The 15,409-nt window shown below is 74.5% G+C and carries 16 protein-coding genes; 6 read left to right on the top strand and 10 right to left on the bottom strand.

Translation table 11 applies throughout. The features are described 5' to 3' along the window. Positions 1–110: 110 nt before the first annotated feature. The 3 genes from AB0C17_RS04035 to AB0C17_RS04045 all read right to left on the bottom strand — a co-directional run bounded on the left by AB0C17_RS04035 (position 111) and on the right by AB0C17_RS04045 (position 4,282). Positions 111–1,025, bottom strand: a complete 915-nt coding sequence (locus AB0C17_RS04035) for a cation diffusion facilitator family transporter (protein ID WP_357390341.1) — start codon at positions 1,023–1,025, stop codon at positions 111–113. Positions 1,026–1,129: 104 nt separating this feature from the next. After that, entirely contained in the window at positions 1,130–3,244 is a 2,115-nt protein-coding gene (locus tag AB0C17_RS04040) for an AAA family ATPase (RefSeq protein ID WP_357476519.1), read from the bottom strand. A gap of 123 nt (positions 3,245–3,367) precedes the next feature. Beyond that, positions 3,368–4,282 carry an alpha/beta hydrolase gene (locus tag AB0C17_RS04045; protein ID WP_357476522.1) on the bottom strand — a complete coding sequence of 305 codons (915 nt, stop codon included), beginning with the start codon at positions 4,280–4,282 and terminating at the stop codon, positions 3,368–3,370. Positions 4,283–4,429: 147 nt separating this feature from the next. Between AB0C17_RS04045 and AB0C17_RS04050 the strand changes: the two genes are divergently transcribed. Beyond that, entirely contained in the window at positions 4,430–5,068 is a 639-nt protein-coding gene (locus AB0C17_RS04050; RefSeq protein ID WP_357390335.1) for a carbonic anhydrase, read from the top strand. A gap of 15 nt (positions 5,069–5,083) precedes the next feature. On the opposite strand, the gene AB0C17_RS04055 is transcribed toward AB0C17_RS04050, so the two are convergent. Then, a complete protein-coding gene (locus tag AB0C17_RS04055; RefSeq protein ID WP_013287842.1) occupies positions 5,084–5,413 on the bottom strand; it encodes a hypothetical protein in 330 nt (109 codons plus the stop codon). Between the two features lie 325 nt (positions 5,414–5,738). On the opposite strand from AB0C17_RS04055, the gene AB0C17_RS04060 reads away from it, so the two are divergent. From AB0C17_RS04060 to AB0C17_RS04070, 3 genes are read left to right on the top strand one after another with little or no spacing between them, the layout of a single operon-like run. Then, entirely contained in the window at positions 5,739–6,230 is a 492-nt protein-coding gene (locus tag AB0C17_RS04060) for a DUF3145 domain-containing protein (protein WP_135241468.1), read from the top strand. 33 nt (positions 6,231–6,263) lie between these two features. After that, positions 6,264–7,988, top strand: coding sequence for a glycoside hydrolase family 3 N-terminal domain-containing protein (locus AB0C17_RS04065; RefSeq protein ID WP_357476525.1), 1,725 nt, complete (start codon positions 6,264–6,266; stop codon positions 7,986–7,988). Between the two features lie 53 nt (positions 7,989–8,041). Continuing rightward, complete coding sequence (locus AB0C17_RS04070; protein ID WP_357390331.1) at positions 8,042–8,263, top strand: hypothetical protein; 222 nt, start codon at positions 8,042–8,044, stop codon at positions 8,261–8,263. A gap of 94 nt (positions 8,264–8,357) precedes the next feature. On the opposite strand, the gene fabF is transcribed toward AB0C17_RS04070, so the two are convergent. The 5 genes from fabF to AB0C17_RS04095 all read right to left on the bottom strand — a co-directional run bounded on the left by fabF (position 8,358) and on the right by AB0C17_RS04095 (position 13,396). Next, complete coding sequence (gene fabF / locus AB0C17_RS04075) at positions 8,358–9,584, bottom strand: beta-ketoacyl-ACP synthase II (RefSeq protein WP_357390329.1); 1,227 nt, start codon at positions 9,582–9,584, stop codon at positions 8,358–8,360. 2 nt (positions 9,585–9,586) lie between these two features. Further along, entirely contained in the window at positions 9,587–9,826 is a 240-nt protein-coding gene (locus tag AB0C17_RS04080) for an acyl carrier protein (protein WP_007072348.1), read from the bottom strand. Between the two features lie 83 nt (positions 9,827–9,909). Further along, positions 9,910–10,854 carry a beta-ketoacyl-ACP synthase III gene (locus tag AB0C17_RS04085; RefSeq protein WP_357390327.1) on the bottom strand — a complete coding sequence of 315 codons (945 nt, stop codon included), beginning with the start codon at positions 10,852–10,854 and terminating at the stop codon, positions 9,910–9,912. Continuing rightward, complete coding sequence (locus tag AB0C17_RS04090; protein ID WP_357390325.1) at positions 10,855–12,024, bottom strand: acyltransferase domain-containing protein; 1,170 nt, start codon at positions 12,022–12,024, stop codon at positions 10,855–10,857. 97 nt (positions 12,025–12,121) lie between these two features. Beyond that, on the bottom strand, positions 12,122–13,396 hold the full coding sequence (locus AB0C17_RS04095) for a helix-turn-helix domain-containing protein (RefSeq protein WP_357390323.1): 1,275 nt from the start codon (positions 13,394–13,396) through the stop codon (positions 12,122–12,124). A gap of 104 nt (positions 13,397–13,500) precedes the next feature. Here AB0C17_RS04095 and AB0C17_RS04100 point away from each other — a divergent pair, with 104 nt between their 5' ends. Then, positions 13,501–13,830, top strand: coding sequence for a hypothetical protein (locus AB0C17_RS04100; protein ID WP_357390321.1), 330 nt, complete (start codon positions 13,501–13,503; stop codon positions 13,828–13,830). A 58-nt stretch (positions 13,831–13,888) separates the two neighbouring features. Here AB0C17_RS04100 and AB0C17_RS04105 read toward each other — a convergent pair whose 3' ends face one another. Beyond that, on the bottom strand, positions 13,889–14,557 hold the full coding sequence (locus AB0C17_RS04105) for a hypothetical protein (protein ID WP_357390319.1): 669 nt from the start codon (positions 14,555–14,557) through the stop codon (positions 13,889–13,891). A 191-nt stretch (positions 14,558–14,748) separates the two neighbouring features. On the opposite strand from AB0C17_RS04105, the gene AB0C17_RS04110 reads away from it, so the two are divergent. Next, complete coding sequence (locus tag AB0C17_RS04110) at positions 14,749–15,348, top strand: copper resistance protein CopC (RefSeq protein WP_357390317.1); 600 nt, start codon at positions 14,749–14,751, stop codon at positions 15,346–15,348. Positions 15,349–15,409 lie beyond the last annotated feature (61 nt).

Here is a 15,409-nt window from a genome sequence, read left to right on the forward strand (position 1 = left end):
CGACCGACACTACCGGCGCTGCCCGGGCGTGGCTCGGTGGAGCAACGCCACCAGGTGGGGCAAAACCGGCATAAGACTACAACAGCCACAGTGATTTAAGTCTGCCCTAATCACCACTCGGTCTTCCCGCACACGCCGGCCGACGCTCCGGGTTCGACCTGCAACGTGGCGTGATCGATGGAGAAGTCCTCGTGCAGGGCGGCCCGCGCGGCGGCCAGCACCTGCCCCGGGTCCACGCCCGGGTCGGTGGTCAGGTGCGCCGAGGCCACCTCCATGCCCGAGGTGAGCGTCCACACGTGCAGGTCGTGCACCTCGGCCACGCCGGGTACGGCGGCCAGCCGGTCGTGCACGGCGGTCACCTGGAGGTGCTCCGGCGCGGCCTGCACCAGGATGCGCAGCGCGGCCCGGCCGAGCCGCCAGGTGCGCGGCAGGATGAACAGGCCGATCCCGACGGCTACCAGCGGATCGGCCCACCACCAGTCGGTCGCGGCGATGACCAGCGCGGCGGCGATCACGCCGAGCGAGCCGAGCAGATCGCCGAGCACCTCCAGGTACGCCCCGCGCAGGTTGATGCTCTCCTTCGCCCCGGCGCGCAGCAGCGCGAACGCGACGATGTTGGCGAGCAGGCCGAGCACCGCCACCACGAGCATCGGGCCGGCCAGCACCTCCGGCGGCTCGCCGAACCGGCGTACCGCCTCGACCAGGACGTAGAGCGCGACGGCGCCGAGCAGCACGGCGTTGGCCAGGGCGGCGAGCACCTCCAGCCGGTAGAGCCCGAACGTGCGCTGCGGGTCGGTGCCGGCGCGGCGGGCGGCGGTGATCGCGGCCAGTGCCATGCCGATGCCGAGGACGTCGGTGAACATGTGCCCGGCGTCGGAGAGCAGCGCGAGCGAGCCGGTGGTGAAGGCGGCCACCGCCTCGACCACCATCAGGACGGCGAGCAGCGCGAAGGCGGCCCAGAGGCGGCCCCGGTGGCGGTGTGCCGCGTTGGCCACCGCGCCGCTGTGGTCATGACCTGCGCCCACGCCAACACCCTTCCTGCCCCGTACCGGCCAGGCCCAATGTATGTTCACATCGCTATGTATGCAACTGAACTGTGGGTGACGTCAGGGGCGCGGACGGGTGTCCCTCAGAGCGGGTCGAGCGTGGTGAGGCGCTGGGTCGCCCGGGACAGCGCCACGTAGAGCGTGCGTACCCCCGAACCGGGGTCGGCCCGGATCTCACTCGGCGCCACCAGCACCACGCCGTCGTACTCCATGCCCTTCGCCTGGAGGCTGGTGACCACCTGGAGCCGGCTCGCGCCGAGCGCGCCCAGCCAGCCGGCCACCTCGTCCCGGCGCGGCACCGGCGTGATCACACCAACGGTGCCCTCCACCTGCGCGAGCAGCGCCTCGGCCGCCTCGACGGTGGCCGCCGGCAGGTCGGCGGCGGGCACCGTGCGCTCGACCGGCGGCACGCCGGTGGACCGCACCGCGTCGGGCAGCGGCAGGTCCGGGTAGAGCCGGCGGATCTCCGCCGCCGCCACCGCGAAGATCTCCGCCGAGTTGCGGTAGTTGGTGGTCAGCTCGTAGCGGTGCCGCTTGCGCCGGCCCAGCGCCTGGTCCCGGGCGCGGTCCAGCTCCTGCGGGTCGCCGGTCCAGGCGGTCTGCGCCGGATCGCCGACCACCGTCCAGGACGCCAGCCGCCCGCGCCGCCCGACCATCCGCCACTGCATCGGCGAGACGTCCTGCGACTCGTCCACCACCACGTGCGCGTAGTCGCGGTAGTCGTCCGGACGCTCCCGCGCCGCCGCGCGGGCGGCGCGCTGCCGGTCGGCGTACGTGCTCAGCTCGCGCACGCCACCGGCGAGCTGGTACGGGTCGCGCTTGGGCCGGGCCCGCTGCACCGGCTTGCCGAGCAGCGCGTCCAGCTCGTCGAGCAGCGCGATGTCCGCCACGGTCAGCCCGTCGGTCCCGAGTGTGCGGTACGCCTGCCCGAGCAGCCGGATCTCGGCCGAGGAGAGGATCCCCCCGGCGTAGCGGCGCAGCCGGTCCGGGCGGGCCAGCCAGTCCAGCACGTGCCGCGGGTGCAGCCGCGGCCACCACGCCTTGAGGAACTCGCGGAACTCCGGCCGCTCGATGATCTCGTCCTCGAACGCCGGCTGTTCCGGCAGCCGGCCCACCCGCAGCGTGCGGGCCTGCGCGTAGAGCGCGGCGAGCACCGCGTCGAACGCCGCCCGGCGCACCTCGTTGCGGCGGGCGCCCCGGGCCAGCGTCCGGTCCCGGACCGCGTCCAGCGCGGCGCGTTCCAGGCGCAGCAGCTCGCCCCGGTAGAGCAGGCGCAGCTCGGCCGGGGAGTCCGGCACCGCGTCGCGGACCGCGCGTTCCAGCACCCGGCGCATCCGCAGCGACCCCTTCACCGCCGCCACGTCCGGCGGGTCGGTGCGGGACGCGGACAGGCCGGGGAACAGCGAGCCGAGCGAGTGCAGCGTGGCCGTCTCCTCGCCCAGCGAGGGCAGCACCGAGGCGATGTACTCGACGAACACACCGGACGGTCCGACCACGAGGATGCCGCCGCCGGCGTAGCGGGCCCGGTCGGAGTAGAGCAGGTACGCGGCCCGGTGCAGCGCCACCGCCGTCTTGCCGGTGCCCGGGCCGCCGGAGACGATCGTGACGCCGTTGCCGGGGGAGCGGATCGCCTCGTCCTGCTCCCGCTGGATGGTGGCGACGATGTCCCGCATGCCCCGGCCGGTGGCCCGGGACAGCGTGGCCAGCAGGGCCCCGTCACCGACCACCGCCATGTCCGGCGGCGCGGCCTCCGGATCCAGCAGGTCGTCCTCGATCCGGGTGACCTTCTCGGAGGCGGACTGGATCGTGCGCCGGCGCACCACGCCGCGCGGCTCGGCGGGCGTGGCCTGGTAGAACGCGGCGGCGGCGGGTGCCCGCCAGTCCACCACCAGCGTCTCCGCGTCCACGCCCCGCACGCCCAGGCGGCCGACGTGCAGCACCTGCCCGGTCCGCAGGTCCAGCCGGCCGAACACCAGACCCTCGTGCTCGGCGTCCAGCACGTGCCGGCGCTGGGCGGCGTGGAAGACCATCGCGTCCCGCTCGACCAGCGCGCCGAAGTTGCCGACCCGGGCCAGCAGGTAGCCCTCCCGCTCGGCGTCGGCCGCAGACCGGCGCAGTTCGGCCAGCCGGGCGTACACCCGGTCGAGGTGACGCTGCTCGGCGGCGATCTCCCGGTCCAGCGTGGTCTGGTCGGTCAACGCGGATGCTCCTGTGTTCGGAGGGCACGACGGGCTGAATGAGGGTACGGGCCGCCGGCAACCGGCACACCGGGGCATGCCGCGCACGTGGCGTACGTCGGTGCCGCCCGCGTGCGGGGACGCTCAGCGGCGGACCGCCGGGCGGTCGGCCAGTACCCGGTCCAGCACGCCGGCCAGAGCGGCGTTGACCTTCTCGGGGCGCTCCATCATCAACATGTGCCCGGCACCCGGGCAGACGGTCAGCTCCGTGGTGGGCAGCGCCGCCGCGATCGACTCGGCGCAGGGCGGCGGGGTGAGCCGGTCCCGGTCGCCGACCAGCGCGGCGGCCGGCAGCCCGCCGAGCGCGGCGAGCGTCTCCAGCCGGTGCTGGGCGCCGATCGAGGCGCGGAAACCGCCGATCGAGCGCAGCGTGGCCCGGGCCACCGCCGAGGTGACCAGCCGGATGTCCGCCGGGTCGCAGCGGTCGCCGAACAGCATCCAGCGGATGCTCGGGCGCAGCGCGCGCAGCAGCGCGTGCGGGGGCCGCCAGCCGCCGCAGCGGGCCAGCACCCCGGCGCCTGTCGTCTCGGCCAGGCGGATCAGCCGGGTGATCCGGGGGGAGAGGCCGTACGCGGTGTGCGTGTGCCCCTCGGCGGTGGTGGAGACGAAGACCAGCCCGGCGGTACGCGCGGCGAACCGGTCGGGGTGCCGGTGGGCGTACTCCATCACCGTCATCCCGCCCATCGAGTGCCCGACCAGGACGATCGGACCGGCCGGGACGATCTCGTCGATCACCGCGGCGAGGTCGTCGCCGAGCTGGGCGAGGGTGGCGTCGCGCAGCGCCAGACAGCTCGACCGGCCGTGGCCGCGCGCGTCGTAGGTGACCACGCGGACCCGGCCGCCGAAGCGTTCCCGCAGCTCGGCGACCTGGCGGTGCCAGCTGCGCCCGTCGAGCGTCCAGCCGTGCAGCAGCACGGCGGTGACCTCGGCGTCGACCGGCCCGGTGACGGACACGTGCAGCCGTACGTCGTCGGGGAGCCGCAGTTCCAGGTCCGGCATCGTCCACCTCCCGGGCCCGCCGATGTGTGTCCACCGGATGACCCGGCGGTGACACCGGCGTTACCCGCCATGAGACCACGGCAACCGGTCCGGAGAGAAGATTCCCGTCCGGCCCCACGTCGTCGGATCGGTGACCAGGCTGGAGACATGCCGACCACCAGTCCGCGTGCCGCGCTGGCCGAGCTGCTCGCCGGCAACCGCCGCTTCGTCAGCGGGCAGCCGGTGCACGGGCACGACGTCACCGCCGCCGCGGCGGTGGCCTCCGGCGACCAGCAGCCGTACGCGGTGGTGCTGGGCTGTATCGACTCCCGGGTTCCGTTGGAGGCGATCTTCGACCAGACGTTCGGTTCGATCTGCGTGATCCGTACCGGCGGGCACGTGCTGGACCGGGCCGTCCGCGGCTCGATCGAGTACGTGGTGGAGCAACTGGGCGTACGCCTGGTGATGGTGCTGGGCCACGAGCGCTGCGGCGCGGTCGGCTCGACCGTCGAGGCGCTGCGCGCCGGGCGGCGACCCGGCGGGGACCTGGCGTACGTGGTGGACCGGATCGCCCCGGCGGTGACCGACGTCGGTGTGGACGACCCGGACGCGCACCCGCTGGCCATCCGCCGCCACGTCCGGCGCACCGTGGCCGCGTTGCGCCGCGACGACCGGCTCGCCGGTCCGGTGGAGGCCGGTGAGCTGGCGGTGGAGGGCGCCCTCTACGACCTGGCCACGGGCGAGGTGGCGCTGCTGCCGCAGGAGCAGACGCGAAACCGCCCGCCGGGTGATCCCGGCGGGCGGTAGCGGTGGTGCGGGTGCTCAGCCCTCGAAGACACCGGCCTCGACCAGGCGCTTCTCGGTGGCGTCCCAGCCGTGGTCCGGGTAGGACGCGGCCAGGCCGTTGATCTCGGCGCGGATCTTGGCGGCGTGGCCGGCGGCGGCCAGCACGCGGATCTCCTCGACGAAGGCGTCGGAGTCGGTGCGCAGGTGCGCGGTCTTGCCGTTGGTCAGGTTGCGCACGTAGGCGTGCTTGCCGCCGTTGAGCGGGATCAGGTATTTGAACTCGCCCAGCACGCTGAGGGCGCCACCCTGGCCAGCCTGGCCGGCCCGGACTGACGCGCGCGCGGTCTTAGAGGTGTTGCTCGCCACGGAGGTACTCCTTGCAGACGTACGGTGGGGACGGAAGCCGTCCGGGGGCTGTGCGGACGACGCCCGGATGAGCGCCGGCCCGCGAAGATGTACGGCGGCACAGAACCGCCCAGAGAACTGTACACGACCACGACACCTGGCTGGTCGTCGCGGCTCAGAGGGCACAACCAGGTCCGCCGCCCGGGTATTTCCCGCCCCCGGGGTCCGGCGAATTTTCCGATTCGCTGGCGCACCACCAGTCACAACAGTCATCATGTGTGCCAGGGACCACTCGGCAGGACGAGGTCGTAGGGGAAGACGCACCTCGGCTCACCGGGAGGTCACCGTGCCAACGCGTGGCGTCGTATACGTCCACTCGACCCCGCTCGCCGTGTGCTCGCACGTCGAGTGGGCGATCGCGCGCGTCCTCGCCGCGCCGGTCAACCTGCACTGGACGGCGCAGCCCGTCGATCCGGGCGCCCGTCGCGCCGAGTGCGGCTGGACCGGCAGCCCGGGGACCGGCGCGGAGCTGGCCGCTGCCCTCCGGCAGTGGCCCATGATCCGTTTCGAGGTCACCGAGGAACCCAGTCCCGGCGTCGACGGCGAGCGCTTCATGTACGTGCCGGGCCGGGGCCTGTTCCGGGCCGCTGTCGGCGCGGCCGGCGACATCCAGCTCGGCGAGGACCGGCTGCGCAGCCTGATGGCCGCCGCGCGCGGCCCGGAGGCGCTGGCCCACGCCCTGGACAAGGCGCTCGGCACCGCCTGGGACGCCGAGCTGGAGCCCTACCGGTACGCCGGTGACGGTGCGCCGGTCACGCTGCTCACCCGGGTCGGGTGACGAAGGTCGAGTTGCCCCGATACGGTGGGCCGCGTGTCGATTTCCTCGCGGCGCTCCGCCGTCGCGCTCGCCGCACTGACCGCGCTGCTCGTCTCCGGGTGCTCGGACGGGCCGGACCGGCCCCGGCCCGCGCCGTCGAGCCCGGCGCCGTCGTCGGCCGCGCCGGCGCCGAGTGACCCGCCGACCGCCGACCCGGCCGCCCGGGCCGCCGCGCTCGTCCGCACGCTGAGCGACGAGGACCTGGTCGGGCAGGTGCTGATGCCGTACGCGTACGGCAGCTCGGCCACCGAGGTCTCAGCCGGTTCGGCGGCCGGGAACCGGGCGCTGGCCGGCGTCGACACCCCCGCCGAGATGGTGGCCAAGTACCGGCTCGGCGGGGTGATCCTGGTCGGCTTCAGCGCCGACGACCCGACCTCGGGCAACCAGGCCACCACGAACGTGGACAACCCCAAGCAGGTCCGGGCGCTCACCGACGGGCTCCGCGCCGCCGCCGGCAAGCTCCCCGCCGGCTCCGCGCCCTTCCTGATCGGCACCGACCAGGAGTACGGCGTGGTCACCCGCATCACCGACGGGGTGACGCTGCTGCCCAGCCCGCTCGCCGCCGGCGCCGCCGGGAACCCGGCGCTGACCGAGGCCGCGTGGCGGGCCGCCGGGGCCGAGCTGGCCGCGTTGGGCATCAACCTCGACTTCGCCCCGGTCGCCGACGTGCTGGCGACCCGCAGCACGGTGATCGGCTCCCGCTCCTTCGGCGCCGACCCGGCGACCGCCTCGCCGCAGGTGGCGGGCGCGGTACGCGGCCTGCAGGCCGAGGGCGTCGGCGCGGTCGTCAAGCACTTCCCCGGGCACGGCCTGAGCGCCGACGACTCGCACACCGAACTACCAGTGATCAAGCAGTCCCGCGCCGAGCTGGACCGCCTCGCGTTCCCGCCCTTCCGGGCCGGGATCGGCGCCGGCACGATGGCGGTCATGTCGGCCCACCTGGACGTCAGGGCCGTCGACCCGGGCACCGCCGCCACGTTCTCCCGCAAGCTGCTCACCGACGTGCTGCGCGACCAGCTCGGCTTCCAGGGCGTGGTGATCACCGACGGGATGAACATGGCCCCGGCGAAGAAGTGGTCCCCGGGCGAGGCGGCCGTACGCGCGCTCAACGCCGGTAACGACCTCATCCTGATGACCCCGAACGTCAAGCAGGCGTACGACGGGCTGCGCGCCGCGCTCAAGGACGGCTCGCTGCCCCGGGCCCGCCTGGTCGAGGCGGTCACCCGGGTGCTGACCATGAAGTTCCGGCTGGCCGGGCGGGACACGCCCGCGCTGTCCACGCTGGGCGGCGCCGCCCACCACAAGGCCGCCGACGCCCTGGCCACCGCCGCGGTGACGGTGCTGCGCGGAAAGTGCGGCGGCGCGGTGAACGGGCCGGTGAGCGTCACGTCCTCCGGCGGCCGGGAGCGCACCCTTAAGCTGCTGACCGACGCGCTCACCGCGGCCGGGGTCAAGGTGGTGCCCTCCGGCGGCACCGTGGTGCACCTGGTCGGGTACGGCGACGGCGCGAAGGACCTGCGCGCGGACGCCGCCGTGACGGTGGCGATGGACACGCCGTACGTGCTGTCCGGGGCGAAGTCGCCGACGCTGATGGCCACCTACTCGTCCACCCGCGCCTCGATGACCGGGCTCGCCGCGGTGCTCGCCGGCAAGGCCCGCCCGGCCGGCCGCTCCCCGGTGCCCGTCTCCGGCCTGCCCGCCACCACCTGCCGTACCTGACCGCCGCCGTTACTCGGGTGCGGCCCGGGCGGCAGGCTGGCAGGGTGGCGCGAATGGGAGAGGCAGCACACGGTTTCCGCTACGTCGAGCGCGCCGACGGCACTGTGGTCATCACGCATCACGGCCGGGTCGCCGGCACGCTTCGCGGTGGCCGGGCCGCGCAGTTCCTGGCCGAGGTCGGCGACGATCCGCAGCTGACCATGGCCCGGTGGACCGGCAACTACCGGCACGGCAACGAGCGCACCGCCCGGCAACACCCCCGCAACCGCCGCTGAGGTGTAAGGAAGGGCCCCCTCTTAACGCCTGCGGTAGAGGAAGGGCCCCTTCTTAACAGGCGACTGTTAAGAAGGGGCCCTTCCTTACATCCGATCAGGGGCGGGTGAAGACCAGCGCCACGTTGTGCCCGCCGAAGCCGAACGCGTTGTTCAGCGCCGCCGGGATCTCCATGTGACGCGGCTTGTGCGCGGCCACGTCCAGGGTCAGGCCCTGGTCCGGGTCGTCCAGGTTGATCGTCGGCGGGATCACGCCGTCCCGGATGGCCAGGATGGTGGCGATCGACTCCAGCGCGCCGGCCGCGCCGAGCAGATGCCCGGTCATCGACTTGGTGGCGGTGAGCACCGGGTGGTCGCCGATCGCCTGGCGCAGCGCGCCGATCTCCAGCATGTCGCCGACCGGGGTGGAGGTGGCGTGCGCGTTGACGTGCACGATGTCGGTACGGGCCACGTCCGCGTCGGCGACCGCCCGGGCGATGGCCCGGATGGCGCCCTCACCCTCGGCGTGCGGCTGCACGATGTCGTACGCGTCCGAGGTGATCCCCGCGCCGGCCAGGCGCGCGTACACCCGGGCACCCCGGGCGGCGGCGTGCTCGGCCCGCTCCAGGATCACCACGCCCGCGCCCTCACCGAGCACGAAGCCGTCGCGGCCCGAGTCCCACGGCCGGGACGCCCGCTCCGGCTCGTCGTTGCGGGTCGACATGGCCCGCATCGAGCTGAAGCCGGCGATCGGCAGCGGGTGGATGACCGCCTCGGTGCCGCCGGCCACCACCACGTCGGCCCGGCCGGCGCGGATGATGTCCAGCCCCAGCGCGATCGCCTCCGCGCCGGTGGCGCAGGCGCTGGCCACCGTGTGCACGCCGGCCTTGGCGCCCAGTTCCAGACCGACCCAGGCGGCCGGACCGTTGGGCATCAGCATCGGGATGGTGTGCGGGGAGACCCGCCGCGGTCCGGACGCCTCCAGGATGTCGTCCTGGGCGAGCAGGGTGGTGGCGCCACCGATGCCGGAGCCCACGCTCACCGCCAGCCGCTCCGGGTCCGGCGCGGCGTCGGTCAGGCCGGCGTCGGCCCACGCCTGCCGGGCGGCGATGATGGCGATCGCCTCCGAGCGGTCCAGCCGGCGCAGCTTCACCCGGTCGAGCACCTCGGACGGGTCGACCGCCAGCTCGGCGGCGATCCGGACGGGCAGTTGCGCCGCCCACTCCTGGGTGAGCGCACTCACCCCGGAGCGGCCGGCCAGCATGGCGTCCCAGGTCGACGCGACGTCCCCGCCGAGCGGGGTCGTCGCGCCGAGCCCGGTGACGACGACGTCGGGGCGACTCATGGTCAGGACTGCGCCTCGATGTAGCTGACCGCGTCCCCGACGGTCTTGAGGTTCTGCACCTCGTTGTCCGGGATCTTGACGCCGAACTTCTCCTCGGCCGCCACCACGACCTCGACCATGGAGAGCGAGTCGACGTCGAGGTCGTCGGTGAAGGACTTCCCCTCGGCCACGTCGTCCGGGTTCACCCCGGCAACCTCTTCGAGGATCTCGGCGAGGCCGGCGGTGATCTCGTCACGGGTCATTACGGTTGGTTCCTCTCATCGGGGGTTACCGGTGGCCGGCGTCGCCGGCCACACGCCTCGGCGCGTTCGCGCCCGAGGGGGTCTCAGGGGCAGCGCACGACCTGACCGGCGTAGGTCAGACCGCCACCGAAGCCGAACAGCAGCACCGGGGCGCCCGAGGGCACCTCGCGCCGCTCGACCAGCTTCGACAGGGCGAGCGGGATGCTCGCCGCCGACGTGTTGCCGGACTCGACGATGTCCTTGGCGACGATCGCGTTCGGGATGTTCAGCCGCTTGGTGATGCCGTCGATGATCCGGGCGTTGGCCTGGTGCGGTACGAACGCGGCCAGCTCCGACGGGTCCACCCCGGCGCGCTCGCACGCCTGCAGCGCGAGCGGGGCCAGCGCGGTGGTGGCCCAGCGGAACACCGACTGCCCCTCCTGGGCGATGTACGGCTGCCAGCCCTCGATCCGTACCGCGTCGCTCTTCTCCGGCGCGGAACCCCAGACCACCGGCCCGATACCGGACGGCTCGTCGTCGGCGGTCGCGGTGACCACCGCCGCCCCGGCGCCGTCGGCGAAGATGATGCAGGTCGAGCGGTCGGTCCAGTCGGTGAGGTCGGAGAGCTTCTCCGCGCCGACCACGATCGCGTTACGCGCCGCGCCGGCCCGGATCGCGTGGTCCACCGTGCCCAGCGCGTACGCGAAGCCGGAGCAGGCGGTGTTGAGGTCGTACGCCGCCGGTGCGCTGATGCCCAGCTTGGCCGCGACCCGGCAGGCCACGTTGGGGCTGCGGTCCGCCGACGAGCAGGTCGCCACCACGACCAGGTCGATGTCGGCGGCGGTCAGGCCGGCGTTGGCGAGCGCCTTGCCGGCGGCGGAGGCGGCCATGTCGGCCACCGTCTCGTCGCCCGCGATCCGCCGGGTGGCGATGCCGACCCGGTCCCGGATCCACTCGTCGCTGGTGTCGACCATCTGTGCGATCTCGTCGTTCGTGACGACGCGGGAGGGCTGGTAGTGCCCCATCGCGACGATCCGGCTGCCGGCCATTTACTGCGTTCCTCCGATGCGGACGAGGGGCTGGCCCGGGGCGACCGGGTCGTCGTGGTGCGCGAGCCACTCGGTGAGCAGCCCGTTGTCGTGCGCGGTCACCTCGGCCGGCCCGTGCGGTCCGGCGACGTGGCCGAGGACCTGGCCGGCGCTCACCTCGGCGCCCTCGGCCGGCCCGGCCGACCGGTCGAGGCGGCCCGCGGCGGGGGAGACCACCACCCGGAACCACGGCGCGGGCGGGCGGGCGGCGGGGCCGGCGTGCCGGGCGATCAGCCGCCGTGCGGCGGGCAGGTCGGCCGGGGTGTTCAGGGTGACGATCTCGGGCGCGCCCTCGCCCTTGAGTTCCCGCTTGACCAGCCCGGCCAGCGTGCCGGCCGGCGGCAGTTCGATCACGCCGGTGACGCCGAGGTCGGCCAGCGTACGCATGCACAGGTCCCAGCGGACCGGGGCGGTGACCTGCCGGACCAGCCGCCGCATCGTTTCCGGGCCGTGCCCGACCGCCGCGCCGTCGAGGTTGGACAGCAGGATCCGGGCCGGGGCGGTGGCCGGGACACCGGCGGCCACCGCGGCGAGGGCGGTCTCGGCCGGTGCCATGTACGGCGTGTGGAACGCGCCCGCCACCTGGAGCCGGATGACGCGGGTCCGGGCGGGCGGCTCGGCGGCGAGCTTGTCCAGGCCGTCGAGCGGACCGGCGGCCACGATCTGACCGGCGCCGTTGCGGTTGGCCGGGTGCAGCCCGTGTGCCGTGAGCGCGGCGAGCACCTCCTCCGGGTCGCCGCCGAGCACGGCGGCCATCCCGGTCGGCTCCAGCGCGCAGGCGGCGGCCATCTCCCGGCCGCGTACGCCGGCGAGCGTCACGGCGGCCTCGGCCGGCAGCACCCCGGCCAGCGCGGCGGCGCCCAGCTCACCGACGCTGTGCCCGGCGACCAGCCCGACGTCGTGCATCGGCAGGTGCTCGGCGGCGAGCAGCGCGGCGGCGACCAGCAGCGGCTGGGTACGGGCGGTGTCCTTGATCTCGTCCGCGTCCGCCTGGGTGCCCAGGTGGATCAGATCCACCCCGGCCAGCGCCGACCACCAGCGCAGACGCGCCTCGGCGCCGGGAAGGTCGAGCCACGGCGCGAGGAAACCGGGCTTCTGCGAGCCCTGTCCAGGGGAGAGTACGGCGAGCACGTGTACGACTTTGACGGATCGCGGCGTGCCGCGCTGTAACGTACGGCACGAAACCGCACTAGAACCTTTGGAGGAAACCTACAAAGATCGTCGGATGTCATCGCCGATCGGAGGCCGTCGGCGCCACCGGGTCGAGCCGGCCCACCGTCACCGCGACCTGCAACGCGAACGCGTCGCGCGGGGCCAGCGGCGAGAAGCCGGTCACCTCGGCGATCCGCTTCAGCCGGTAGCGCACGGTGTTCGGGTGCACGAATAGAGCCCGCGCCGCGCTCTCCAGCGTGCCGCCGGCGGCGAAGAACGCGTCCAGCGTCTCCAGCAGCTCACCGCCGGAGCGGGCCAGTGCCGCGTACACGTCGTGGCGCAACCGGCGGCGGGCCTCGGTGTCCCCGGCCAGCGCGCGCTCCGGGAGCAGCTCGTCGGCGGCGACCGGGCAGGGCGCGGTCGGCCAGGCCGGCGCGGCCCGGAACCCGGCCAGCGCGGCCCGCGCCGACTCGGTGGCCTCGTCCAGGCTGGGCACCGCCGGGCCGACCACCACCGGCCCGTCCCCGAAGGCGGTACGCAGCTTCTCCGTGGCCGCCACCGGATCGGCCGCCCCGCCCAGCACGATCACCAGGCGGTCGCCGTGCACGCCGCCGATCACCTCGACGCCGATCCGCCGGGCCTGCCGGTAGACGGTGTGCAGCACGGCGGCCACCTCGCCGCCGGGGGAGCGGCCCACCGCCACCGCCACCGGCGGCGCGTCCGTCCAGCCCAGCGCGGCGGCCCGGCTGGCCAGCACGTCGGGGGAGTCACCGCGCAGCAGCGCGTCGACCAGCAGCGCCTGCAACCGGGCGTCCCAGGAGCCGCGGCTCTCGGCGGCCCGGGCGTACACCCGCGCGGCGGCGAACGCGATCTCCCGGGAGAAGCGCAGCACCGCCTCCCGCAGTGACTGCTCCTCGCCCGGCACGGCCAGGTCCGACACCTGCTCCTCGACCACGTCGATGGTCACCTTGATCAGCGCCACGGTCTGCTGGAGGCTGATCGTGCGGGCCAGCGCCTGCGGCGCGGCGGCGAAGACCTCGTCCGACACCTCCTGGGTGCGGTCGGTCGCGCCGCCGCCCTGGCGCAGCCACTGCACCAGCGAGCGCACACCGGCCTGGGCGACGAGCATGACCCACGAGCGCTGGTCGGCCGGCAACTCCCGGAACCACGGCAGCGTCTCGTCCATCCGGGCCACGCTGGCGGTGGCCAGCCCGCCCGCCGCCCGTTCGATGCGGCGCAGCGTCGCCGACGTCTCCGTTCCGCCCGGTTCGCTCACCGCCCCAGCCTGACACGGCGTGACCAGCTGTTGCACGTCGAGGTGACGGGCCCGGGGCGGCGTGACGAGCCGCACCGGTACGCGCTGACGATCTTGTTCGGCCGGGCCAGTACGGTGTCAGGGCACGGCGGGCCAGACTCCGGCCGGGCAGGCGAGGGCGACGCGTGAGGGAGGCCGGGATGGCGCAGGGGGAGGCCGAGCACGGTTGCGCCCAGGGGGAGGCCTGCCGGCGGGGCCACGACCAGCCGGCGACTGCCATGCACCAGCGCCGGCCGTGCCTGCACCACCAGGGCGAGCAGCCGGCCGGCCGGTCGCCGGAACGCGGCGACGACGAGCCGGGCGTGCCCCGGCAGCGGGCGGCGGAGCCGGTGCACCTGGCCGACGACGGACCTGCCGACCCGAGTTGCCGCAGCGAGTTGGCGGGCTGGGCGGGCGCCCACCGGCACGGCGCGGTACGCCCGCGTAACCGCACGATCCGCCGCGAGCGTCCGCCGCGCCGCTGGTGCTGACGCGGCACCGACTGGGCTGATCCGGCTCCGGCCGGGTCGGGCGAGGCCCGGTCCGGCCTCAGCGGGTGCGGCGGCGGACCAGCAGCGCGATGCCGGCCAGCCCGGCGGTGATCACCAGCACGACGCCCACGTTGAGCAGCAGCAGCCGCTGGAGTTCGCCGAGCGCGGTGTCGAGGTCCTGCACCGGGTCGAGCGCCTCCTCCGGCAGTACCCGCTCCCCGCCGCCGCCGACGCCGCCGGCGAGCGTGTCGAACTGCGCCGGCATCGGCACACCGACCGAGCGCAGCGTCTCGGGCATGTTGAGCCGCCCGAAGAACCAGCCGGCCCGGGTGCTGCTCGAATCCGGCTGCTTGCCCGGCCGGTAGATCCGCGGACCGCCCTTTGCCAGCGGGAACAGGTCGTAGGTGCGCTGCGGGCCGGCGGCGGCGAGCACCAGCACCGTGTATTTCGGACCGAGGTCCTTGGCGGCCGGGCCGCGCAGCTGACCGGTCGTGCCCAGCCACTTGACCTGGTCGATCACCAGGTTGACCTCGTTGGGGCTGACGTCGGTGCGCAGTTTCAGCGGCGCGTCGAGCCGTTCGCCGGTGATGTCCACGCCGGTCGGGGCGGCCGGCTTGGGCTTGGGCGCGGCCTGGGCCGCCGCCGTGCCGGCCAGGGCCAGCGAGCACGCCAGAGCCGCCACGCTCCCGGTCACGGCGACCAGCAGCCGTTTCACCCTTCGGATCATCGCCGCCTCCTCGCCCCGTTCGATGGCTGGCTTCCGCTGCGGGTCACACTGGACCGGTGTCCACCACAAGACTCCGCATAACGGCGCTCGGTCGCAGCAGGTGGAAGAGTATTTGGAACTATCTGCGAGCTGAGACCGACCAACGAACGGTCGATGATCATCGGCCGGATCCTACCCGGACGGAGGGAACCATGGGGGGCAGGGTCGCCCGTGTGGCGCGTACCTGGGCGGTGGTGTTGGGGGTGGTGGCGGCGTCGGCGCTGCTGCCGGCCGCGCCGGCCGCGGCGCACAACTCACTCACCGGCAGCGACCCGCGCGACGGGGCCCGGCTGGCCGCCGCACCCGAGCGGATCGAGCTGCGGTTCCTGGCCACGCCGAAGGAGGCCACCACCGAGGTCACCGTGACCGGCCCGGACAACGTGGCCGCTACCGGCGGGGCACCGGCCTTCTCCGGCAAGCGGGTGAGCGTGCCGTTCCGGCCGGGTCCGGCCGGGCTCTACGTCGTGACCTACCGTCTCGCCTCGGACGACGGGCATCCGATCAAGGGAGAGGTCCGCTTCACCCTGACCACCGGCACCCCGCCCTCGGCGAGCGCGCCGCCGACCAGCGCCGCCCCCACCGTCAGTGCGGTCCCGACCAGCGCCGCGCCGTCCCCGGCGAGCCCCACCCCGGCAGCCGCCGGGGCGGACGACGGCGGGAGTACGGGCTGGCTCTGGGCGGCCGGGGCCGTGGTGGTGCTCCTCGCGCTCGGGGGAGGGCTGCTGGTGCGCCGCCGCGCGACCCGCCGCTGAACGGCGGCGAACACTCTCGGTGAGCCAGCGCGGAGCAACGACCGCTGCGAACGGATATGCC

Source organism: Micromonospora sp. NPDC048887 (assembly GCF_040649715.1).
Classification (GTDB): domain Bacteria; phylum Actinomycetota; class Actinomycetes; order Mycobacteriales; family Micromonosporaceae; genus Micromonospora.